This window comes from Citrobacter sedlakii NBRC 105722, from assembly GCF_000759835.1.
Classification (GTDB): Bacteria; Pseudomonadota; Gammaproteobacteria; order Enterobacterales; family Enterobacteriaceae; genus Citrobacter_A; species Citrobacter_A sedlakii.
Map to the genome: position 1 here is coordinate 51,384 of NZ_BBNB01000004.1, position 20,979 is coordinate 72,362.

The following is a 20,979-nucleotide window of genomic DNA, read 5'->3' on the forward strand; positions in this document are numbered from 1 at the left end:
CAGCATTATGCTTAACAGCATATCCGCTGACGGCTGCGGAAATGCTCCCTTCTCCTTTTCTGCCCACCCAATCCACCGCCATGCCCGGCGACCTGCTGAACAATCCGGCTTACGCTAACCACTGGGCCTGGGTGGAACAAAAATGGGGAGAAAAATATCCTGCACTTACGATTAAAGATAAAAAATATATTGCAAATCAGGAAATTGTTCTGATTAATCCCGATTTTTATAAGCAGAACGTCGTCTTATTAAACGAGTCTTACAGTTATAATAATACGCTCAACTCTGTTCAGCTTAGTATCGGTGACGGACTGTATGAGGCGGCAGGTTCTGAAGCGGTAAACACCACGGTAAAAGGGGAATACCTCAATGGCAGGGGCAACATCGAAACCGGGGTTTTACAACTGAATAACGGCGGTAAAGCTTATCATACGATCGTGGAAAACTACGGCGCCCTGACGCTAAACGGCAGGTCTGAAGCCTACGACACCGTTGTGAAAACAGGCGGAAGGCAAACCGTTGGCGGCAGCGCCTATGCTCAGGCAAACCTTATTGATGGCGGGCTTCAGGTGCTGTCCGTCACCAGCACTGCGGTGGTGGAAGACACCATTGTGCAAAATGGCGGCCAGCAGATCATTTATGCCGGCACGGCGAAAAACTCGCACATCGGCGCAGGCAGCTATCAACTCACCAGCGGCCTGGCTCTGAACACGTTCCTGTATAACGGCGCATTTCAGCAGGTCTATGCCGGACAAGGGGGAGATAACGTCGCGGATCGCGATACCACCGTCTACGCCGGGGCGCGCCAAACGGTGACCTCAGGAGTGTCTGAAAACGCCCGGGTTTATGGCACCCAGGTTATTACTGGCGTCGGCGGCGAATGGCTTGACGGCGACTGGGCTTCCGACAGCGATTCCAAAGTGCGCATAAACGGTCAACAGGCGAAGGATGCAACGATTTATGCCGGCGGCCTGCAACGTATTCAGACCGGCAATGCAGACGGGACGCAGGTATATGGCACCCAGCTCGTTAACGGTCAGAAAGGCGGTTGGTCTGGCGGACAATGGGTTGAACAGGAGGGCTGGACTGGCGGTATTCGCGCCAACGCGACCAATACGACGGTGCATGCCGGAGGACTCCAGCAACTCGCCTGGTACGGTGAAGCCAGCGATACGCTTATTGATGGCGGACGCCAGGAAGTGCTCGCGTTGGGGCATATCTCGAATACCACCGTTCGCAACGGCGGGAGCAGCCTGATCGCCTATGGCGGCTATTCATCAGACGCCCTGACGGTAGAAGATGGCTCTCTGACGATGGAAGGGGGAAGCGTCCATGACTGGACGGGCAACCTGGGCAAAGGCGCATGGGCGGCAGCAGTGGACTTACAGAGCCCCTCTTCGCTTTTATATCTCAAACATAATGCTGATGACGTTGAATCCGTCGCGACGATTAAAGCGTTAACCAATAACGGCGTGGTCAATTTTAGCGGCCCTGACGGGCACACTGCCGGCCAGTTTAATCGCCTTGAACTTACCACGCTGGACGGTAGCGGCACCTTCATCATGAATACCAACCTTTCCGGCGGAGTGGGCGATTTCCTGAACGTTTCTGACGCTGTTACCGGGCAATTTCATGTCACCGTGCGGGATTCAGGCAGCGAGCTACGTAGCCGCAGCGTTTCGCCTTATCATCTGATTTATGCCAACGGCAGCGCGACAGATACCTTCTCGATGACAAACGGTAGCGTCGATCTGGGGGCTTATAAATACTATCTTGTGCATGGTGCGGATAGCGATAAGGACAACTGGTATTTATCGCCTGTGGCGGTAACGCCGGAACCGGGTCCAGATCCGGACCCGGAACCAATGCCTGAGCCTGGCCCCGATCCGGAACCGGCGCCCAATCCGGATCCGAATCCTGCCCCCGAACCGGACCCTCACCCTGCGCCCGAACCAGGCCCAACGCCAGGCACAAAACCGGATTTGTCGGAAAGCGCCAAAGCCGTTATTGCGATGGCTAACGTGACGCCAACCCTCTGGGACGCCGAGCTGTCAACGCTACGTACCCGTCTCGGTGAAATACGCCAGATGGGCGATCACGATGACGGCGCCTGGGGTAAATACATCAGCAGCCGTTACCGTGTTTCAACAGAGCATGTAGGTTATCGTCAGGATATGAATGGCGTGATGTTAGGCGGCGATAAGCGTTTCAGTCTGGAAAGCAGCGCCCTGATTATGGGCAGTATGGTCTCTTATACGCGTTCCGATTTGGACTCATCCAGTACGCAGGGTAAAGCGGATAGCTATGGCGTCGGTCTGTATGCTACCTGGTTACATAACAGCGGCTATTACGTGGATGGCGTATTAAAAGCCAACTATTTCCGTACCGAGAATAATCCTTACTTCAATGGCGGGCGTACTCATGCCAAAGATAATACCGTGGGCGGTGGTCTTTCTGTTGAAGCCGGGAAACATATCACGCTTGAGGACTGGTTTGTTGAGCCTTATGCGCAGGTTTCGTGGTTTATGGGCGATAAGACGCATTATAAACTCGACAGCGGGATGTCGGTTAAAGCAGATGCGGCCCGCTCGTTAAAAGGGGAGGCTGGCTTAACCTTTGGTAAAAACATGACGCTGGCGGATGGGACATTGCTTCAGCCCTATGCGCGACTAGCCGTTCGACATGAGTTTATGAAGAACAACGACGTCATTATCAACCATACAGAGCGGTTTAGTAACGATATGTCCGGCACCAGCGGCAAATACGGTCTTGGGATGACAGCGAAGCTAAACGATCGATGGTCTGCCTGGGGAGAAGTGAACTACGAAAAAGGTGAACATATCGAGACGCCTTACAGTGGTCAACTCGGTATCCGTTACAGCTTCTGATAAAACGCTTCATAAAAGCCCGTGTAGCCACGGGCTTACTCAATATCCCTTCCAACACGAAAGCTTTTCGACCCTTGCCGGATGGCGCTACGCTTATCCGGCCTACAACTATCTCCGTAAGCCCGGTCGCGCAACGCCACCGGGCCGTTCCGTTAAAACGACGCTTTAATGCCGAGCATCGCCGAGGTGTCGCTGTAGCCTTTATCGCCGACCTGCTGGCCGACGTTGCCCCACAGGGAGACGTTCTTCGTCAGCTGGCCTTCCACACCGGCCTTCAGCTCGCCGATATTGCGGGCGCCGTCCAGATCCACGTTGTCACCGTTCATCGACACGCCAAAGTCTTTGCTGTTGTGGATCCAGTTCGCTTCCACAAACGGCTGGAAGGTGCGGTCTTTGCCGTCATCCAGTTTGTTGTGGCCCTTGCCGAACAGACGCACGCCGACGCGGGTCTGCACGTTGCCGTCGCCGTGGCCTTCCACGCGGGTGCCGTTGGCTTCGCGGTGTTCGTCCGCCTTCACGCCCATCCAGGTGACCTGCGCTTTCGGCTGGATATACAGCGCGTTACGCTCGCTGATGTCCGCCAGTTTCCATGTGTAGCCGGATTCCACCGACGCGGTGAAGCCTTTTGAGTCGTACTCTTCGGATTCGACGCCGCGACCGGAAACGGTGTTGTCAAACCAGCTGTACTGCGCCCAGGTGTCAACATACGCGCCTTCGTGGGTTTCGTTGTCCTGTAACCAGGTGCCGTACAGACCGACGCTGTAACCGCTGATGCGGCTGTCGGCGCGGTTGCCGTTACGCTGGTTTTCCGCCCGTGCCTTCTGGTTGGCATAGCCCGCCATCAGACCAAGGTGGAAACGGTCGGTGTTGTCGGAAGACCACTGAGCGATGTCGCCGCCTAGCTGCATCACATAGCGGTTGGCCTGCATCTCCAGCTGGCCGCTGCTGTCTTTCTGGCGGGTGTGACCACCGACGTTGCGCAGCCACAGGCTGGTCACCGCTTTCTCGCCGGTCAGGGCGTCGACGTAGTGGGTTTCGCCCAGGCGGTCGTGCAGACGGGTGTTAAACATCGTGTTCGCCGCCTGCAGGTTCATGCCGTACAGACCGGCTTCCGGACGCACCGCATTTTCGCGCGGGGTCGGGGATGGCGTCTGCGGGTCGGTCGGATCAATCGGCACAACAGGATCAAGCGGTTCTGGTTGTGGATCAGGGGATAATGCGCTGGTCAGATACCAGTTCTTGTCGTTCTGGCCCGCGCCGCGTTGCAGCGTGTAATCATACGCCCCTGCGACGATACGTCCTTTCTGAGTGAACACGCCGTCGGAATTTCCCGCCACGCTGATCAGTTCGATACCGTTGGTGGTCAGGCCGCCTGCGCCACCTGCGTTCAGTACGGTCACATACGTGTTACCGCTGGTGTTGCCATTAACGATCAGCCGGTCGGTCAGCGATGTATCGTCACCCAGTTGGGTGTTCATGATGATGTTGCCATTATTGCCAATATAATCGCCGCTGACCGTCAGGGTTTTAAATGTCGCCGCATTACGGGCCTGCGTACGGGTTGTGGCGCTGGCGGGCATAAAGTTCAGCGTGGCGCTATTCAGGGTCAGCGTGGTCAGGGTAGAGTCGGCAACCATATCCCAGCGACTGTTACTGCCGTTTAAGGCAAGGTTAATGCTTGCCGTATCCTGGATCTCCGTGTCGCCATACATATAGGAGCTATCGCCCGTAACGATATTAATGCTATGGCTGCCGGCGGCGCGTATTTTCCCCCACGCCTTCAGCGTATTGTTATCCGCAATATTGGTGGAACTGTCAGCATGACTCCCGTAGCCATAAATCGCATACAGCGTTCCTGCGGCGGATTCATAAGCACGCTGACTACCGAGCGTAATATCGCCCGTAAAGCGATCGTTTGTCCCTGACTGGTGCAGTAAATACACATCCTTACCGCCTTCAGACTGAACATTAAGATGATGAATCACCGTGTCATAATTCAGCGCGCCGGAATCGCGTTCGCTGAGATAACCGGTTAAGGCCGCCTCATCTCCCCCTTGCAGGTGGATGCTGGCATCATCAATACGGTATTTTGTCGACCCCAGTGTCCCATTGTCACTCAGGCGGACACCGTAAACCGCCTTATTCCCGGCGACGTCGACAGTAAGCTTTTTAATGGACAACTGGGTGTCACCCTCCACGCTGGCGCTGTGAAGACCTACGACCCTGCCGTTGTCCGACGCGCTGCCGTGGCTGACGCCTGCGATAGTCAAATCCTCAAACGTAACGGCATTGCTCAGAACCACCGGCGTTTTGGTCCCCGTGATGACGTTAATACGATAGTAAGAATCTGTCAGCTTAAGCCCGCTAACGCTCCCTTTGGCGCTCGCCAGGTCCATCACCGTTTTTCCGTCGAACCGAGCGCTATTACCGCCAATATTAATACCTTCAAGCGACCCCGTACTTGCCTCAGACATGGCGATATGCACATCGCCAGTAAAGGTCGATGTTTTACCCGCCAGATCCAGCGCCGCATGGTGGCCGCGCGTTGAGAGGGGATTGGCATCGTGATAATTAATATTGACATTCTCCGCAGTTAAAATGCTGTCCTGAGCCGTCTCGATATTACCCAGGACGATGTTGGTGGTACCTTTTAAATCAGCCTGTGAACTGCCATTAAGCAATATTGCGTTGACCAGATCGTAATCATTCACCCGGGTATTTTCTGCATTAATGGTCAGGTTCTCGGCTTTCAGGACTCCGGTACCATAGATATAAATGGCTGTTCCTCGCTTATTACCGTTGGTCTGATAATCAAATGTATAATTAAGCGTGGCATTATTACCTAAATCCACCGTACCGGCCGTTGCTTTTACAATATAACCAGGATTAAAAGTCAGCGAATCGTCCGGGTAATTACCGGCACTGGTGATAACGCTATTATCTGCCAGGATTACCCTACCATCCGCAACGCGCACATCGATAAATGAGACGTCATTGCCGTCTGGAAGGGTTACGGTACGCTTATCGCTGGCCGTAGATGCATCAATAACGGTACTGACGGGAGCTGCGGCAGCGGAATAAACGGCAGAGGAAAGAATAGCGCTAACAAACAGGGCTACCTTATTCGGTTTAAAAGAGATATTCATATATGACAATCCTTGTTAATAGCTAATACTAACAACACGACGCGCGAATCTGGCGCTGTTTTTATAAATACAAAATAATACCGCAAAGAAAACATTCTCATGCTACTGAGATAACAGTCATCATAAGCAGAAATAAACATTGACACAACAATCGAAAATTGCCACTCAGGGATGAGATTATTGATAAAAACGTCATGTCTTCACAAAATAATAACACCACGCTGCATTCGACATAAAAAACCACAAAAACAAAAAATCATGGCACTTACCACTAAAAATCAACCTGCTACAAACAGAGAAAAATCCTAAAAAAAGGGAATAATATGATTTTCATCTCAATCGCCACAAATCACATAATATTCACATTATTAACGTCATTCTTCTATTTCCGCAGAAAAATTCCAGGATAATTACCAAAAATAAATTCAGATTGTTCACACTAAGAATACTCTTATTCCGTACTAATTGCGCCTCACCTACCTCTTTCTGCGTAGCTGAAAAAACGGAATAGTTAAAGAAAATATATTTTCATGAAGTAATTTTTCATTATTTAAATAAGTCACAGACCTTATCAACGCCGCTGGCAATATTTTTTGCGGATGCTGCCGGGTGCGACCACCCCTTTTTACCCGCCGATACGCTATTGACAGCCTGACCTGTAACATCACACTAATCCGTTTTAGTGACTCATTTTTCATAAACAAGACGAGTTGAATGTCGTCTCGTTGCCAATCATCATTCACCAATAAGGAGAGAGGGTGAACATCCGTGATATCGCGCAGCATGCCGGGGTTTCCGTCAGTACTGTGTCCAATGTCCTGCAAATCCTGATCGACGGGTTACGGGATAATACTGACTGTGGTACAGACATTATCTTCGATAACGCCGGGAACAATACGGATTCTGCCACGCTGCTTCCATACGTGGAACAGGCACTGAACGACGTTCGAGATCTCCGCCAAAATATCCGTCGTTATTGCTTATCAATTCTCGTGCATTAAATCATTACGCGGCCCCGTCCCCATTGTCCGTGCAACGGAAAAGAGTTTATTCATTAGAATGAAAATGGCGAATTCCGGATATAAAAAAGCCGGGAATCTCCCGGCTTTTTGTTACGTTGTATAGAGGCTTAATCAAACACCCCGTTAATAATCGCCGTAACTACCGCGGTGCTGAGCGCAATCAGCACCAGGTCGTCGCCAACGATTCGCCATTCATACCCCGGATAGTAAGGCAGTTCGCCGAGCATTGAGGCCGGTACGGCTTTTTTGGCGATGCCTGGAGGAAGCGGTTTACCGCGCGCCAGGTTCTTCGCGATCCCCGGCGGTAAGGCGTCGTAACCCGTCAGACCATAATTCACGGCCAGATGACGCGCTGTCGCAAAACTGATGTCGGAGTCAACATGATCGGGTTTACCGTAATTTTTACGTTTGTCGGATGAGACGTTCTTTTTATCGCCGGAATTTCCTTTGTGGTCTTTATTCCCCTGATTTCCCTGGTTGCCTTTATTTCCATGATTACCACTGCTATTACCATGGCCGCCGCCATTACCGTTCCCATTTCCCGGGTTTGCCATAACAGGGGCAGCAAACAGGGAGAGAGAAACCAGAGTGGCCTGCACAGCCGTTAAACCACGACGCTTACCCATGATGTGTTCCTTCCAGGTGTTGATACATCATCACAATAGAACGCGGCGAAAAAAGGTGCAATCTCCCTCATTCCTGGTTTTTTATTGTTACGTCGAGAGGAAATCCCCCTGTTCTGTGGATGATAAACCGCCTGCCTAATCTGCTATCATGACGGTAAAACCACGCCAAAAATCAATACTGAGGAAAATATGGGTTCCACCAGAAAAGGGATGTTCAACGTCCTGGTTGCCGCCGTATTGTGGGGAAGTTCCGGCGTCTGCGCGCAGTACATTATGGAGCAGAGCCAGATGTCTTCGCCGTTTCTGACCATGACGCGTTTGATCTTCGCCGGGATGATTTTGCTGATGCTGTCATTCGTTCATGGCGACAAAATCTTTTCGGCCTTCAAAAATCGTCAGGATGCCCTGAGTCTGCTGCTGTTTTCCATTCTAGGCGCGCTTACCGTACAGCTTACCTTCCTGCTGACCATTGAAAAATCAAACGCCGCGACCGCCACGGTATTGCAGTTTCTGTCCCCCACCATCATCGTCGCATGGTTTGCGCTGGTGCGTAAGGCGCGTCCCGGCGTACTGGTATTAACCGCGATCCTGACGTCTCTGGTGGGCACCTTTTTGTTGGTGACCCACGGTAATCCAACGTCACTGTCGATTTCTCCCGCCGCGCTGTTCTGGGGAATTGCCTCAGCGTTTGCTGCGGCGTTTTACACTACCTACCCTTCCACGCTGATTGCCCGTTACGGCACATTACCGATCGTTGGCTGGAGTATGTTAATTGGTGGTCTGTGTCTGCTGCCGTTTTATGCCGGGGAAGGGACCAATTTTGTGGTGAATGGCAGCCTGATTCTGGCGTTTTTCTATCTGGTGGTGGTGGGTACGTCATTAACCTTTAGCCTGTACCTGAAAGGCGCGCAGATGATAGGCGGGCCGAAAGCGAGCATTTTAAGCTGCGCGGAGCCACTGAGCAGCGCGCTACTGTCGCTACTGCTGTTAGGCATTACGTTTACCTTGCCGGACTGGCTTGGCACGCTACTGATCCTCTCGTCAGTCGTTTTGATTTCAATGGACTCCCGCCGCCGCGCCAGGGCGGCGTAATACGTCCGGCGCGGCGTTGGTCTTTGTTACCAGCCCGGCACCGCGCCCCCGTTAAAGATTTTTTCTGCCGCCTTTGCCACTTCCGGCGACTGATAAGACTGCAAAAATGCCTTCACGTTTTCCGCGTCTTTGTTATCTTCCCGCGCCACCAGGATATTCACGTAAGGCGAATTTTTATCTTCGATAAAAACGCTGTCATGCACCGGTGAAAGCCCGGTTTGCTGGATATATGTGGTGCTGATGATCGCCACATCAACTTTCGGGTCGTCGAGCACGCGCGGTAACTGCGCGCCTTCCAGTTCCATAATCTGCAAATGACGCGGATTATTGGTAATATCCAGCGCTGTCGGCAGCAACCCTTTCCCCTCTTTCAGGGTAATCAGCTTCTCTTTTTGCAGCAGCAACAGCGCGCGGCCAAGATTGGTCGGATCGTTGGGAATCGCCACCGTCGCGCCGTCTTTTAGCTGTTCCACCGTTTTGATTTTTTTTGAATAGCCCGCCATTGGGAAGACAAACGTGTTACCTACCGCTACCAGCTTGTAATTGTGGGCGTTATTATCCTGCTCAAGGAATGGCCGATGCTGAAACACGTTAGCATCCAGTTCGCCATGGTTGGTGGCATCGTTAGGTAACAGCGAGCCGCTAAACCCCACCAACTCCACATCCAGACCGTATTTTTCTTTGGCGACTTTTTTGGCGACTTCCGCCACATCCTGCTCGGCGCCGTTAATCACGCCAACTTTAATCTGTTTTACGTTGCTGTCCTGCTGATCGCATCCCGCCAATAAAAGCCCTGCCGCCAGCACCGCTGCCCCTGTCCATAAATGAGGTCTCGTTAGTTTCATGTTTTATCCTTATGAATAACCGCCTGATGGGTAATGAAATGACTATAGCGGGAAGGTCGCTGCGGTTTAAAAAACGAAAAGGTATCAATAAGAAGAAAAAGGCATAAAGCGGAATCCGATGTTAAAGCAAATGGCGCTGCGCGACTCGCACGCAACACCCTCCGGTTCAGACCAGTGCTTTGACAATTTCCATTAACCTGACGATATCTTCAGGACGTGTATTGCCGGTTTGCGGGTCGATAATTGAACTGTACACATGCGGCATCACGCGAGGCATGCCCGCTTCCATGCAGGTTTGCAGAATCACGCCGAAATTAGCCAGATCGATACCGCCAGTCGGTTCGATCAGCGTCATGCCGTTACGCGCCGCGGTGGTCGCCAGTACATATAGCTCCGGCAGCGACGTCTCGCCGCCCATTGGGAAAAACTTCGCCGCGTGCGCGCCCATATCCTGCATCATTCGCACGGCGGCATCGCAGGAAACACGCGCCGGTGTTCCCTGGCTGCTGCTGACGCCAGTGGAGATCAGCACTTCGCCAGGCGTCCCCGTCGGGCTGACCAGCGCATTGATATGCGTCAGCTCCCCCCCCGTCGCCGCCAGCGCCCCCGCCGCAAAACCGCTGCCGGTAAAGGTCTGATTGACGTGCGCCGGGCGCACCTGGGCGGCAATCATCGCCGCCTTGTAATACTGCGCCGGATCGCCCGCCCCCAACCCAACCGAGATGGACGGTACTTCGTCCATCCAGCGTTTCACCTCCTGTACGCCTTCGTCTACCGACGAAAACTGCGCGGAGAGAATGCCAATCACCGCGTGTCCCTCTGCGGCGTCGTAGATTTCCCGGGCATTGGCGATGTCTTTCGCCAGCACGTTAATCGCCACACGCTGACGATAAAAATTAATCTGCTGCATGTTCTGCAATCTCCTTAAGCCGCGCGACAATCAGCGCCATCTCCCCCTCGGCGACCGTACGTGGGTCGAGGCTAAAAACGCCCTGATGGAGGTTGTAGCGGCGGGCATAAATAGCTATCTCGCCGCCGCGCAGTTGCGCCTCAACTTCACGGGCGCTCAACCCCAGTTCCCCGGCATTGACCCTGACGCGAATGCGCCAGATCGCACGTCCAGCCTCGTCCTGTTCGATATCGGCATGAAATCCGCGGATCGCTGAAATCGCCTCTGCCACCGGTTGCAGCTGTTCTGCGCTAACCACGGCTTGCCCCTGGTGATAATGCGCCAGAGCGGTTACCAGGCCGACCATGTTCTCCTTGCCAATCTTCATCGCCCGCGCGATCCCGTGATGCTGCGCCTTACAGGCGCTAATCCACCGCTGTTTGCCGGTAATAAACCCTGACGTTGGCGCATTGAACGCTTTCGCGCCGCTGTAGATCACCATATCTGCGCCACTCGCCACCCAGGAGCGGAGATCTTCTTCGGCCGCGGCATCCACAATCAGCGGCAGGTTATGAATGCTTGCCACCTGCACGAAATCTTCTATCTCCAGCATGCCCTTCTGTACGCAATGGTGAGACTTCACGTACAGCAGCGCCGCTGTGGCGTCGGTAATCGCGCTCTCCAGCTGCCAGCGGGCGGCGAGATTACTCGCTCCCACTTCCACCACGCGTCCGCCGCCCAGACGGATCGCAGTACCGATTGGCGCGCCATAATCAACGTTGTGCCCGCGCAACATCACCACTTCATTCGCCATTCCCGTACTGTCTGGCATCAACGCCACGCGATGCGGGTCGCCGCGCGTAATGGCGGCAGCGACGGCAATCGCAATCCCTGCCGACGCGCAGGAAGTGATGTAACTGTCTTCCGCGCCGGTATAGCGCGAAACCCGCTCGCCGGTTCTGTCCACCAGCCGGTCAATCTCTACAAAAGATGAGGCCGCCCGCGCCGTGGCCTGCATCACCTCCGGCGCGACGCTGGAGACGCCAAGAATGGTCATCTTGCCGCAGGCGTTAATCACCTGCTTAAGCCCGAGCTGTTGATAGATATTTTGCGTCATGGCTTACAACACTCCCAGAAGCGAACACACCACGCTAAGCGCGACAATGGACAGCAAAATGGTGGTGTAACGCGGCCCTTTTTTCACCAGGAAGATATAGATGGCAAATACCGCCGCCAGCGGCAGCAGGCCCGGCGCAATGGAGTCAAGGATCTGCTGAACCACCACTTCAGACCCTTTCAGCGCACTGATCTTCAACGGCGTGGTAATTTTGACGTAGCTCGCCGACAGCGCCCCCATCATGATCAGCCCCAGCACGTTGGCGCCGTAGATCAGTTCCTTGATTCGCCCCCCTTGTAACAGCCCTACGATGGAGTCGCGACCGAGCGTGTAACCCTTGTGGATCAGTCCATAGCTTATCGCCAGGGTGATCGCCGGATAGAGGATCAGCGGCGCAATACCGCCGAATGCGCTGCCATTTGCCGCGAATGGGATAAAAATCGCAATCAACAGCGGCATCACCGCCGCCCAGACGATAGAGTCCCCCATCCCGGCCAGCGGCCCCATCAGACCGGTTTTGATGCCGGTAATTGATGCGTCGCTGATCGGTTCGCCGCGCGTTTTCTGTTCCTCCATGGCGATAGAGATCCCCTGGATAACCGCGCCAAACGTCTGCTCCGAGTTAAAAAAGTTCAGGTGTCGCTTGAGCGCTTCCACCTGCTCCTCTTTTTGCGGGTAGAGTTTTTTGATGATCGGCGTCATTGAGGCGCAGAAAATCAGGCTTTGTAAACGTTCATACGAGTTAGACACTTCCGCGCCCAGCCAGTAGATAAACCACGCTTTGGTGATGTCCGCTTTGGTCAGCGCCCCGCTTTCCCGCGCACGTTCAACCAGTTCATGTTGCATTACGTCGCTGCTCATCATGCTGCTCCTTCATTTTTCGCCAGGCCTTTAATCAGGAAGGCCACACAGGTGCCGAAGATGGCCATTGCCATGATGTCGACCTTGAGATACAGCACCGCGAAGAATCCTCCGATAAACCACGGCAGCAGGCTCTTTTTACCGATCACCATAATGGTGATGGCGAAGCCCAGCGCCGGCAGGATCCCGCCCATGATTTCAAAGGAGTGGGTCAACCAGTGCGGCATCAGCTTGAGGAAACTTTCCACCACGTTCTGGCCAAAGTAGTTGGCGGCGAATACCACCGGAAAACGCAGTACCAGCCCGAGTAACGCCGGGTAGAGGAAGGCGCAGCGCATTATGCCGGCCATGTTCGCCGTTTCCGCGTGTTTGTCAGCCATATGTACCCAGGCGGCATTCAGCGTACGGCGCAACTGGTCGAGGAACACGCCGATAACGCCAAACGGTATCGCCAGCGCGATGGCCAGGTTCGGGTCCATCCCGGCCTTAACCGCAATCGGAATGGAAATACAGGCCGCCAGCGCCGGATCGGACGGCACATTGCCGCCAGGGGTAGAGGTCACGCCGAGATAAACCAACTGCATACCGGCGCCAATGATCATCGCCGTCTGCATATTGCCGAGCAGCAGACCGACAAAGACCGCGATGACCACAGGCTGTAACAGCATGGCCGAGAAGGTGTAGCCAAGGCGTAAACGGGCAAACCAGTAATACAACCCCATCAGGCTTGCAAAAAGTAAGGTATCCATAGTGTTATCCCATTATCAGAGGGTTAGAATTTTTTCAGGATATCGTCCAAAGACTGTGGCTTATCTTCCGGGATAGTCTGGAAGTACACCTGAATACCGCGATTTTTCAGGTCGTTAAGAATGCCAACGTCTTTTTCATCCAGTGTGATGTTCTGAAAAACCGCCTTACGGTTGGGCCCACCGCCTAAACCGCCCACCTGAAGGGTGCTGACGTCAAAGCCCAGTTGAACGGCGTCCTGCACGGCGGCAAGGGACGGAAACAGCACCAGTACGCTGCCGTCGCCAAGCTGATTCTCCTTCCACGCGGCGGCAAAGCTCTGGTTGCCGTAGCAGTCCACTTTGATGTTCGGCGGCGCGGCCATCAGGTAGATATTTTTCATAAACGGATCGGCGTCCAGTTCGTCGCTGACGACGACGATACGGTTAGCCTGCGATTGTCCGACCCACTTGGTGACGACCTGCCCGTGAATCAGACGACTGTCGATACGACATAACACGACCTTTGCCATCGTTTTATCCCTCTTTTGCGTGTTGTAATTGACGAACGTGAGCGACAACGTCCAGGCAACTGCTGCGCCCGGCTTCAACCAGATCGGTCACGCAGGCGGTGAGCGCGCCATGTTCACGTCGGTCCAGCGCCTCCAGCAGCAGCGATGCGTTTAAGCCGGAAATCACCGCCACCGGATAGTCAGCGCTCAACCGCGCCGCCACGTTGGACGTCGTGCCGCCAATAAAGTCGGTCAGGATGAGCGAGCCTTCCGGCAGGGTTTGTACAACGGCTTCGACGCGCTGATAAAACTCACCCAGCGTATCGACAGGCATCAGCGCAATTTCCGTTACGCCGTTAATTTCGCCCATCACCATGCGCAGGCTGTTGCAAAGCTGTTGTCCCCAGCCGCCATGGGTCAGCAGCAAGATGTGGGGCAACGGTTGAGTGGTAGTCAAAATGGCCTCCTGGCTTCATTACGTTTACGTCAGTAATAAGAGCAAGAGCTGTGCCAGAGTTTGTGTCACGCAGGGAAGACAGGTGAACTGGCGAAGCGGCGGGCCGCGCCAGTTAAGGGATCAGCTATAGAGAAGTTCGTAAATATAAAAATATTCCGCGTCCGACAACCGAATCGCATAGGCTTCTTCGATGGGCAAAAAAGCGGATTTGATGACACTAAACGCGCGGACATCGAGTTCCGGCTTGTTTTCCAGCGCCATCTGTAACGGTTTGCGGTTAATCACGATACGCTCAACCATGCAGCAGCAGTGGATCAGAAAGCGTAGTGTCACCTGGCGGCTTGGCTTCAGCGAAAGCGCGCTGGTTAGATGGTTGAGCACGCCTTCCATCTCTTTCAAAATGCGCTGCGGGTTAAGCACTGAAATATGATTAATAATGCTTTCCATCGTCAGGGCGCTGATAAAACGCATCGCACTGCGCTCCATTTCCAGGCGGCGTTCCGCACTGGATAGATCTGGCGTCAGCAGGCTCAGTACCAGTTCCGGACCCTGTTCAGAAAACAGTTCTTCCAGCGAGATAAACGGAATATCCGGCAGCCCCGGCTGGAAGGTACCGACAATCCCCGCCAGGCGTTCGCTGGCGTTTAGCGCCTGCTGGACGCGCTCAAGGCTGCGCACTTCGTTGTAATCCAGGATGACCATTCGCGTATCCTGCGACATCAGTTCGCCAAAACTCTCCTCCAGCACCTTTTTAATTTTTTCTGCCGTGCCCATGCCGGTAATGCAGGAGATAACCAAGACTTTCCCGCTGTTTTCCTGCTGAGGCGTACAGAGCTGGCAGGGTATGCTTTTGCTCTGTATTAACGCCGCCAGCTGCGGCAAGTCGCTGGTTTCGTAACTTAAATCCAGCCCCACTTCCAGCAGACTGGTGAGGGTAATATTGGGTACCAACAACACGTCGATCTGAAATAACTTACTGATGGTGCTGCCAAAATGGACCAGTGAACCAATATCCACCATCAGGATCAGCCGTTGCCAGCGATGCGCCTGAATCATCTGGATAAGGGTTTCCAGCGTGTCATGTACCGACTGTTCAAACGGCATATCGATAGCGCAGAACAATTCCCGCTCCAGCACGCGATTCACATACTGCGCCTGGCTGGTCGCCGTCGTCGCGCCGTGGGCGACCAGAATCACCCCGCACTCCGGACTGGCGTCTATGCGCTGGCGGTAGTGACGACACTCTTTCAGAAACAGGCACAGCCAGACCACTTCCGTCGCCGGGCACTGAATATGCAACAATTCGTTGATTTTTCGGCATAACAGCGTGGCGTTGTCATATTCATCTTTACAGCGATCGAGGATCAGGCTGGAGGAGTAAAGCTGCGGAATCAGGCCCCGTTGCACATAGCCAATCAGCGCCAGAAAGTGTTTTCGCAGAGGATTTACCAGATTTTGCGGCAGGGAAAAGCCCAGTACCTGCTCCACGCAAGCAATCAGCAGCGTGACGCGTTCTTCAATCTGGCTACCATAGCGCGGGGGGTGCGCAATACTGTCGCGGCTGTAAAGGCCGTACTCAAAAATAGAACTGAGTTTATTTTTCAGTATCGCCAGCGTTTCCGCTGGCGGCACGTTACTGTTGCGCAAATTGACATATTCGCGAGTCAAAAAGCTGTAAAACAGATCGCTCTCTTCAATCTCCGCCCCCGTAGCAAGCGAAGTTTTTAGCGCTGGCAGCGTGCGGGCATCAATGCTCAGGTGCTCCTGACCGTTGAACAACGCATCGACCAGCAAACGTTGCTCCACCGAAGCCTGAAACGGCATCTCCGCCAGCCGTTTGTCGAGCTGTAGCGTCTCGTTGTGCTCCGTCATGCCTGCCGCCCACGCCTGCGCGCAGAGAAACTGAATATCGCTTTTAAGCTGGCCGATATTTCCTTCCAGCGGCTTGTTCAACAGCCACAGCAGCAGCGATTTGTCGATGCTCACCGTACGCTCGATTTTACGGCTTTCGCGCTGCAAGAACCCGACTATCAGCTCCACCTGTTCCTCAACAGAACGTTGGCGAACACCGGGCAGGTCGATTGTCACCTGGATACGTCGCTGGAAAGTCCGCAGCAGTGAAGAGTTGACCGCTTCCGTGGTGGCGCAAATCAGCCGTACCGAAATCGGCCTTGCCGCGGCGCTGGAACCTAACGGGCGATATTCGCCTTTATCGAGAAGGGAAAATAATTTTTCCTGCCCTTCGTAGGGCAGACGATGGACCTCGTCGAGCAGCAAATAGCCGCCGTCAGCCTGCTCGACCAGGCCGGGCTTGTTTTCGTTCGCACCGGTAAACGCTCCCTGCCGATGACCAAAAAGATGCGACGAAAGCAGCTCCGGGTTATGGGCATACTCCGCACAGTTAAAATAGACCAGGGGCGGCGGGGAACCTGCGGTATGTTCACAGGCAAAGCGATGCATCAGCTCGGCAAAGAACGTCTTACCGACGCCAGAAGGACCGGTCAGCAGTACGTGCAGACCATGGGGATAAAGCACTGCGGCGCGACCCTTTTCCACCGCATCGCGCAGGCTGCGATCGTAGCCAATCAGGCCGGTAAACGGATCGTCGACGGATGCCATTTCCTGCTGCGGCAGCAGTTCGGCAACCGAGCGTACTTCACGCTCGGCATCCGTCAGCTTACGACCTAAAAGCGTTTCCAGCGCCTGGCAATGCAGGAAAAATACCGGTCTTCCCCGACTTTTGATGACCAGGCCATCGTTCCACAATTGATTGAGATCTTTACTGACCGAATTGCGCGCCAGCCCGAGGTTAAAGCCGATCGCTTCTGCGGTAAACGCCGTTTCCTGCGCCAAATCCGCCGTTTCCAGCCCACGCGTCAACCTTTCAAGCTCACCCAGAACGATCTCAATCCTTCTCATCTCTCTACCGCTTAAGCATTAACTGATTGTTCAGAACATACACGATTCTGCTGCGTAAGAAAGTGAAAGACGTTCCAGAGGCTCACTCACCGGTCATCAAAATGTCTTCGTTAAATAATGTCTCGACGCGCCTTCTTCCGGGAAATTATCGAGAGTCATTTTTAGCTGATATCCGTTCTTCTGATAAAACGGCAGCGCCTGAAAACTCATGGTATCCACCAGCGCGTGACGACAGCCTCGCTCCTGCGCTGCCTGTTCCGCTGCCTGCATCAGCTGTCTGCCGTAGCCGCCTCTGCGCAACGATTCATCCATCCACAGGTATTTTATACACAGCCACTCGCCTTTGATTTCGCCAATCAGCCCCCCTTTGATAATCTCGCGATCATTGCGCCAGTACACCGCCAGATTGCCAAAATGGGTCGTTTTCAGGAACTGAAGATTATAAGCGCGTAACCCGGTGAGCAGTGCGTTCTGATCGTCTTCGGTAACCGTCTCTGTAACCTGTATCTGCATATTATCCTCCTGAAACATACCGCTTCTGGCTTACTTTATTTTCAGCATTCACACGGAATGCCGAGTGAGCCGCCTACCGTCTACACTTATTCTTAATGAGATGCGCATCGACAAAAGGATTATTACCATGAAACTCGCCGTTATGACGATGGTTGCCGTACTTTTTACCCTATCGGGATTCGCCCGGGCCGACTCGCCTTATGGCGCGCTCCAGTCAGTACACGAGAAAAATACCATTCTGAAGGATCTACGTAAGCTCTGCTCGCCGAAGGGATCGCCTTCTGACGACGCATGGGAAAAAACCATTATGTCTACAGAAGGGAATCAGTTGCATATTCGCGAAGCGATTGTGGCGATGGAGAGAAATAACCAGAACAACTATTGGGAAGCGTTAGGTAAGGTTGAATGCCCGGATATGTAAGCGTGAAGCCGCAGCCCCACGCCCGGTCATCATAATTATCGCTGACGCACGTCCGGAATAATGAGGTCGCCGCGCAGGGTATACGATCCCAGCATATTCTGCGTTTTTTCATTGAGCCAACCGACAATACGCGCCGCCATGGCGTCCATAGAATATTCAATTGCCGGAATGGTGGGAATACCCGGCAGATGCAGCGATCCCGCCAGGCTGAAAACCATAATGTCTTCCGGAACGGACTTATTGAACGCCTGCAGTTGCGGAATAACCCGCTGCGCCTGCTGTTCGTCCGCCACCAACAGCGCGTTAAAGTTGAGCGTCGAGGCGTTATTCAGCAGCTCCTGCAGGGCCACGGAAGACGACGTCGCGTCCATAAAGACCAGGTTACGGTTAAACGGCAGGAAGTTTTTCTCCAGTGCAAGTTTATAGCCCAGTAAAACCTGATCGGAAAAACCCATCCCGTGAGGATGAATCAGCGCAATCTGTCGGCGATTCTGGCTGATGAGATAGTTACAGGCGGTTTCGGTCGCGAAAGCGTGATCGAACTGGATGCTGTTAACGTCGTCCCCCACTTCCAGACAGTCCACCAGAATGACGTTCTCCTGGTTAATGTTCAGTGGAAAACGCGCGCCAATGATCAGCACATCGTCACACAAACCGCAGCTCAGCTCGTCGAGTGCGCTCAGCACTTCCGCTTTGGTATTGGCAAAGCGAAGCAGCAGATGTTTCTGGTGCTGGCTCAGATGCTTTTCCAGCGCATAAAGATAGCCCGTCGTCTGGTTGATGTTGTCCTGGGCGCATATCACGCCGATACAGCCCGTGGTCTGGCTTAGCAGCGACTGGGCAATCACATTCGGGCGGTAGTTTAGCTCATCCACCGCTTTCAGTACGGCAAGACGGCTGGCTTCCTTTACCCCACGCGATCCGCTCAACACGCGCGACACCGTGGCTTTCGACACGCCAGCCAAACGCGATACATCGTTGATAGTAGACATCATTCTCCCCTGACAGAGCCCGCCTGGCTCCTCAAATCCTGAAGTTAACATAGGCTCATTTTATCGCCAAAGGCAGTATAGCTGTTTCCGTTTTTCATGGAAATCGATTTTCCATTTTCACTCAAAAAGACATTTTTGCAGCCAAAATCGTGAGCTGAATCCAAATAATTAGCCTTATAAGAATAAGTTCTTGATGAGTGTCACAGTTCTGTTTGCTTCAAATGGAAACCGGTTTCCGTATGATATCAAATCAGACTCGCAATAAGTTTTTACATTTTGAGGATGGTTAACAATGTTCAGGATTATGTTGTGTTGTTCCGCAGGGATGTCTACCAGTCTGCTGGTTCGTAAAATGGTCGAAGCAGCGGAAGAACGGAAACTACCGGTACAAATTGACGCCTACGGCGTTTCCGAATTTGACATTCAGTTTCCAAATTACCAGGTGGTGCTGCTCGGCCCCCAGGTAAAGTACATGCTTAACACGCTCTCTGAGAAGGCTGCCACCCAGGGTATACCCGTACAAGCAATCGATATGCTGGATTACGGAATGCAACGCGGTGACAAGGTGCTGGACTATGCTCTGTCGCTGATTGAAGCGACACACTAGAAGGTGTCATTATGAGTTCGTTATATCAGTCAATGGTTGCTGTCATAGAACAATCCATCACTCCTCTTGCCGGGAAACTGGGCCAGCAAAAGTATGTGATTGCGATTCGTGACGGTTTTACCGCGGCGCTGCCGTTTATGATCATCGGCTCGTTTATGCTGGTGTTTATCTTCCCGCCGTTTTCTGCCGAAACCACCAACAGCTTTGCCCGTGGCTGGCTTGATTTCTCCGCCACGTATCGTGAACAGTTGATGCTGCCGTTTAACCTCAGCATGGGCGTTATGACGTTCTTTATCTCCGTCGGCATCGGCGCAAGCCTGGGCCGTCAGTTTAACCTCGATCCGATCATGTCCGGCCTGCTGGCGTTTATGGCGTTTTTGCTGGTCGCCGCCCCGTATGCCGACGGTAACATTTCCACTCAGTACCTTTCCGGTCAGGGGATCTTCACCGCGTTAATCACCGCCATTTATTCTACCCGCGTCTACGCCTGGCTAAAGCAGCACAACGTGACGATCCGCCTGCCAAAAGAAGTGCCAACCGGTGTCGCCCGTTCGTTTGAAATCCTGATTCCGGTTCTGGTAGTGATCGCCACCCTGCATCCGCTGAATCTGTTTATTGAAGCGCAGACCGGGATGATTATTCCGCAGGCGATTATGCATTTGCTGGAGCCGCTGGTGTCGGCATCGGATTCGCTGCCCGCGATTTTACTTTCTGTCCTGCTGTGTCAGATTTTCTGGTTCGCCGGGATCCACGGCGCGCTGATTGTCACTGGCATCATGAACCCGTTCTGGATGGCTAACCTCTCTGCCAATCAGGCCGCATTGGCGGCTGGCGCCGCGCTGCCGCACGTTTATTTGCAAGGGTTCTGGGACCATTACCTGCTGATTGGCGGCGTAGGGTCTACCTTACCGCTGGCCTTCCTGCTCCTGCGCAGCCGCGTCACGCACCTGCGAACTATCGGCAAAATGGGAATTGTGCCTAGTTTCTTCAACATCAATGAGCCTATTCTGTTCGGCGCGCCGATCATCATGAACCCGATGCTGTTTATTCCGTTTGTTTTTGTACCGATGATCAACGCCGTACTGGCTTACACCGCGACCCGTCTGGGCTGGCTGGAGCAGGTGGTTTCTTTAACGCCGTGGACCACGCCCGCGCCGATCGGCGCCTCCTGGGCGGCGAACTGGGCCTTTAGCCCGGTGGTAATGTGTCTCATCTGTATGGTGATGTCGGCGCTGATATACCTGCCGTTCCTGCGCGCCTACGAACGTTCGCTGATGAAAACAGAAGAGCAAAAAGCGCAGGATGCCGTCTCCGTGGCGAATGCAGCCCATAGCAACTCATAATGAA

The 20,979-nt window shown here is 53.5% G+C and carries 18 protein-coding genes; 6 read left to right on the plus strand and 12 right to left on the minus strand.

Translation table 11 applies throughout. The annotated features are described in order from the left end of the window. The first annotated feature begins 41 nt into the window (after positions 1-41). The gene (locus tag CSE01S_RS09020; protein ID WP_233422696.1) at positions 42-2,888 is read left to right on the plus strand and encodes an autotransporter outer membrane beta-barrel domain-containing protein; all 2,847 of its coding nucleotides are present in this window, start codon (positions 42-44) and stop codon (positions 2,886-2,888) included. A 152-nt stretch (positions 2,889-3,040) separates the two neighbouring features. On the opposite strand, the gene CSE01S_RS21940 is transcribed toward CSE01S_RS09020, so the two are convergent. Further along, positions 3,041-6,034, minus strand: a complete 2,994-nt coding sequence (locus CSE01S_RS21940; protein ID WP_052406283.1) for an autotransporter outer membrane beta-barrel domain-containing protein — start codon at positions 6,032-6,034, stop codon at positions 3,041-3,043. 758 nt (positions 6,035-6,792) lie between these two features. Between CSE01S_RS21940 and CSE01S_RS09030 the strand changes: the two genes are divergently transcribed. After that, on the plus strand, positions 6,793-7,035 hold the full coding sequence (locus tag CSE01S_RS09030; protein WP_174435350.1) for a LacI family DNA-binding transcriptional regulator: 243 nt from the start codon (positions 6,793-6,795) through the stop codon (positions 7,033-7,035). 128 nt (positions 7,036-7,163) lie between these two features. Here CSE01S_RS09030 and CSE01S_RS09035 read toward each other — a convergent pair whose 3' ends face one another. After that, on the minus strand, positions 7,164-7,682 hold the full coding sequence (locus CSE01S_RS09035; RefSeq protein ID WP_042287099.1) for an anti-virulence regulator CigR family protein: 519 nt from the start codon (positions 7,680-7,682) through the stop codon (positions 7,164-7,166). 189 nt (positions 7,683-7,871) lie between these two features. On the opposite strand from CSE01S_RS09035, the gene CSE01S_RS09040 reads away from it, so the two are divergent. Next, positions 7,872-8,774, plus strand: coding sequence for a carboxylate/amino acid/amine transporter (locus CSE01S_RS09040; protein ID WP_042287101.1), 903 nt, complete (start codon positions 7,872-7,874; stop codon positions 8,772-8,774). 26 nt (positions 8,775-8,800) lie between these two features. Here the strand turns inward: CSE01S_RS09040 and nlpA are convergent, their stop codons facing one another. The 9 genes from nlpA to CSE01S_RS09085 all read right to left on the minus strand — a co-directional run bounded on the left by nlpA (position 8,801) and on the right by CSE01S_RS09085 (position 17,612). Beyond that, positions 8,801-9,619 carry a lipoprotein NlpA gene (nlpA, locus tag CSE01S_RS09045; RefSeq protein ID WP_042287104.1) on the minus strand — a complete coding sequence of 273 codons (819 nt, stop codon included), beginning with the start codon at positions 9,617-9,619 and terminating at the stop codon, positions 8,801-8,803. Between the two features lie 166 nt (positions 9,620-9,785). Next, positions 9,786-10,529, minus strand: a complete 744-nt coding sequence (gene dagF / locus CSE01S_RS09050; RefSeq protein WP_042287106.1) for a 2-dehydro-3-deoxy-phosphogluconate aldolase — start codon at positions 10,527-10,529, stop codon at positions 9,786-9,788. Further along, positions 10,516-11,625: a D-glucosaminate-6-phosphate ammonia lyase gene (gene dgaE, locus CSE01S_RS09055; protein WP_042287109.1), complete on the minus strand. Its 1,110-nt coding sequence runs from the start codon at positions 11,623-11,625 to the stop codon at positions 10,516-10,518. The genes dagF and dgaE overlap by 14 nt, the downstream gene beginning before the upstream one ends. Before the next feature lie 3 nt (positions 11,626-11,628). Further along, positions 11,629-12,489, minus strand: a complete 861-nt coding sequence (locus CSE01S_RS09060; RefSeq protein ID WP_167333852.1) for a PTS system mannose/fructose/sorbose family transporter subunit IID — start codon at positions 12,487-12,489, stop codon at positions 11,629-11,631. Next, positions 12,486-13,235, minus strand: a complete 750-nt coding sequence (locus tag CSE01S_RS09065) for a PTS mannose/fructose/sorbose/N-acetylgalactosamine transporter subunit IIC (protein WP_042287117.1) — start codon at positions 13,233-13,235, stop codon at positions 12,486-12,488. Before CSE01S_RS09065 ends, CSE01S_RS09060 begins: the two co-directional genes overlap by 4 nt. A gap of 23 nt (positions 13,236-13,258) precedes the next feature. Beyond that, the gene (locus CSE01S_RS09070; protein ID WP_042287119.1) at positions 13,259-13,744 is read right to left on the minus strand and encodes a PTS sugar transporter subunit IIB; all 486 of its coding nucleotides are present in this window, start codon (positions 13,742-13,744) and stop codon (positions 13,259-13,261) included. A 4-nt stretch (positions 13,745-13,748) separates the two neighbouring features. Continuing rightward, entirely contained in the window at positions 13,749-14,180 is a 432-nt protein-coding gene (locus CSE01S_RS09075) for a PTS sugar transporter subunit IIA (RefSeq protein WP_042287124.1), read from the minus strand. Between the two features lie 120 nt (positions 14,181-14,300). Continuing rightward, a complete protein-coding gene (gene dagR, locus CSE01S_RS09080) occupies positions 14,301-17,099 on the minus strand; it encodes a transcriptional regulator DagR (RefSeq protein ID WP_042287127.1) in 2,799 nt (932 codons plus the stop codon). Between the two features lie 96 nt (positions 17,100-17,195). Then, a complete protein-coding gene (locus tag CSE01S_RS09085; RefSeq protein ID WP_042287393.1) occupies positions 17,196-17,612 on the minus strand; it encodes a GNAT family N-acetyltransferase in 417 nt (138 codons plus the stop codon). 127 nt (positions 17,613-17,739) lie between these two features. Between CSE01S_RS09085 and CSE01S_RS09090 the strand changes: the two genes are divergently transcribed. Next, on the plus strand, positions 17,740-18,033 hold the full coding sequence (locus CSE01S_RS09090) for a YicS family protein (protein ID WP_042287129.1): 294 nt from the start codon (positions 17,740-17,742) through the stop codon (positions 18,031-18,033). A 35-nt stretch (positions 18,034-18,068) separates the two neighbouring features. Here the strand turns inward: CSE01S_RS09090 and CSE01S_RS09095 are convergent, their stop codons facing one another. After that, positions 18,069-19,025, minus strand: coding sequence for a LacI family DNA-binding transcriptional regulator (locus CSE01S_RS09095; RefSeq protein WP_042287133.1), 957 nt, complete (start codon positions 19,023-19,025; stop codon positions 18,069-18,071). 292 nt (positions 19,026-19,317) lie between these two features. Between CSE01S_RS09095 and CSE01S_RS09100 the strand changes: the two genes are divergently transcribed. Together CSE01S_RS09100 and CSE01S_RS09105 are read left to right on the plus strand one after the other, a co-directional pair. Next, positions 19,318-19,632 carry a PTS sugar transporter subunit IIB gene (locus CSE01S_RS09100; protein ID WP_042287136.1) on the plus strand — a complete coding sequence of 105 codons (315 nt, stop codon included), beginning with the start codon at positions 19,318-19,320 and terminating at the stop codon, positions 19,630-19,632. An 11-nt stretch (positions 19,633-19,643) separates the two neighbouring features. Continuing rightward, positions 19,644-20,975 carry a PTS sugar transporter subunit IIC gene (locus CSE01S_RS09105; protein ID WP_042287138.1) on the plus strand — a complete coding sequence of 444 codons (1,332 nt, stop codon included), beginning with the start codon at positions 19,644-19,646 and terminating at the stop codon, positions 20,973-20,975. Positions 20,976-20,979 lie beyond the last annotated feature (4 nt).

Coding starts and splice junctions, on each gene's coding strand:
- CSE01S_RS09090 (WP_042287129.1), top strand. CDS start 17,740: ATGAAACTCGCCGTTATGACGATGGTTGCCGTACTTTTTACCCTATCG.
- CSE01S_RS09065 (WP_042287117.1), bottom strand. CDS start 13,235: ATGGATACCTTACTTTTTGCAAGCCTGATGGGGTTGTATTACTGGTTT.
- nlpA (WP_042287104.1), bottom strand. CDS start 9,619: ATGAAACTAACGAGACCTCATTTATGGACAGGGGCAGCGGTGCTGGCG.
- CSE01S_RS09040 (WP_042287101.1), top strand. CDS start 7,872: ATGGGTTCCACCAGAAAAGGGATGTTCAACGTCCTGGTTGCCGCCGTA.
- dgaE (WP_042287109.1), bottom strand. CDS start 11,625: ATGACGCAAAATATCTATCAACAGCTCGGGCTTAAGCAGGTGATTAAC.
- CSE01S_RS09060 (WP_167333852.1), bottom strand. CDS start 12,489: ATGATGAGCAGCGACGTAATGCAACATGAACTGGTTGAACGTGCGCGG.
- dagR (WP_042287127.1), bottom strand. CDS start 17,099: ATGAGAAGGATTGAGATCGTTCTGGGTGAGCTTGAAAGGTTGACGCGT.
- dagF (WP_042287106.1), bottom strand. CDS start 10,529: ATGCAGCAGATTAATTTTTATCGTCAGCGTGTGGCGATTAACGTGCTG.
- CSE01S_RS09035 (WP_042287099.1), bottom strand. CDS start 7,682: ATGGGTAAGCGTCGTGGTTTAACGGCTGTGCAGGCCACTCTGGTTTCT.
- CSE01S_RS09105 (WP_042287138.1), top strand. CDS start 19,644: ATGAGTTCGTTATATCAGTCAATGGTTGCTGTCATAGAACAATCCATC.
- CSE01S_RS09070 (WP_042287119.1), bottom strand. CDS start 13,744: ATGGCAAAGGTCGTGTTATGTCGTATCGACAGTCGTCTGATTCACGGG.
- CSE01S_RS09095 (WP_042287133.1), bottom strand. CDS start 19,025: ATGTCTACTATCAACGATGTATCGCGTTTGGCTGGCGTGTCGAAAGCC.
- CSE01S_RS09020 (WP_233422696.1), top strand. CDS start 42: ATGCTCCCTTCTCCTTTTCTGCCCACCCAATCCACCGCCATGCCCGGC.
- CSE01S_RS21940 (WP_052406283.1), bottom strand. CDS start 6,034: ATGAATATCTCTTTTAAACCGAATAAGGTAGCCCTGTTTGTTAGCGCT.
- CSE01S_RS09100 (WP_042287136.1), top strand. CDS start 19,318: ATGTTCAGGATTATGTTGTGTTGTTCCGCAGGGATGTCTACCAGTCTG.
- CSE01S_RS09085 (WP_042287393.1), bottom strand. CDS start 17,612: ATGCAGATACAGGTTACAGAGACGGTTACCGAAGACGATCAGAACGCA.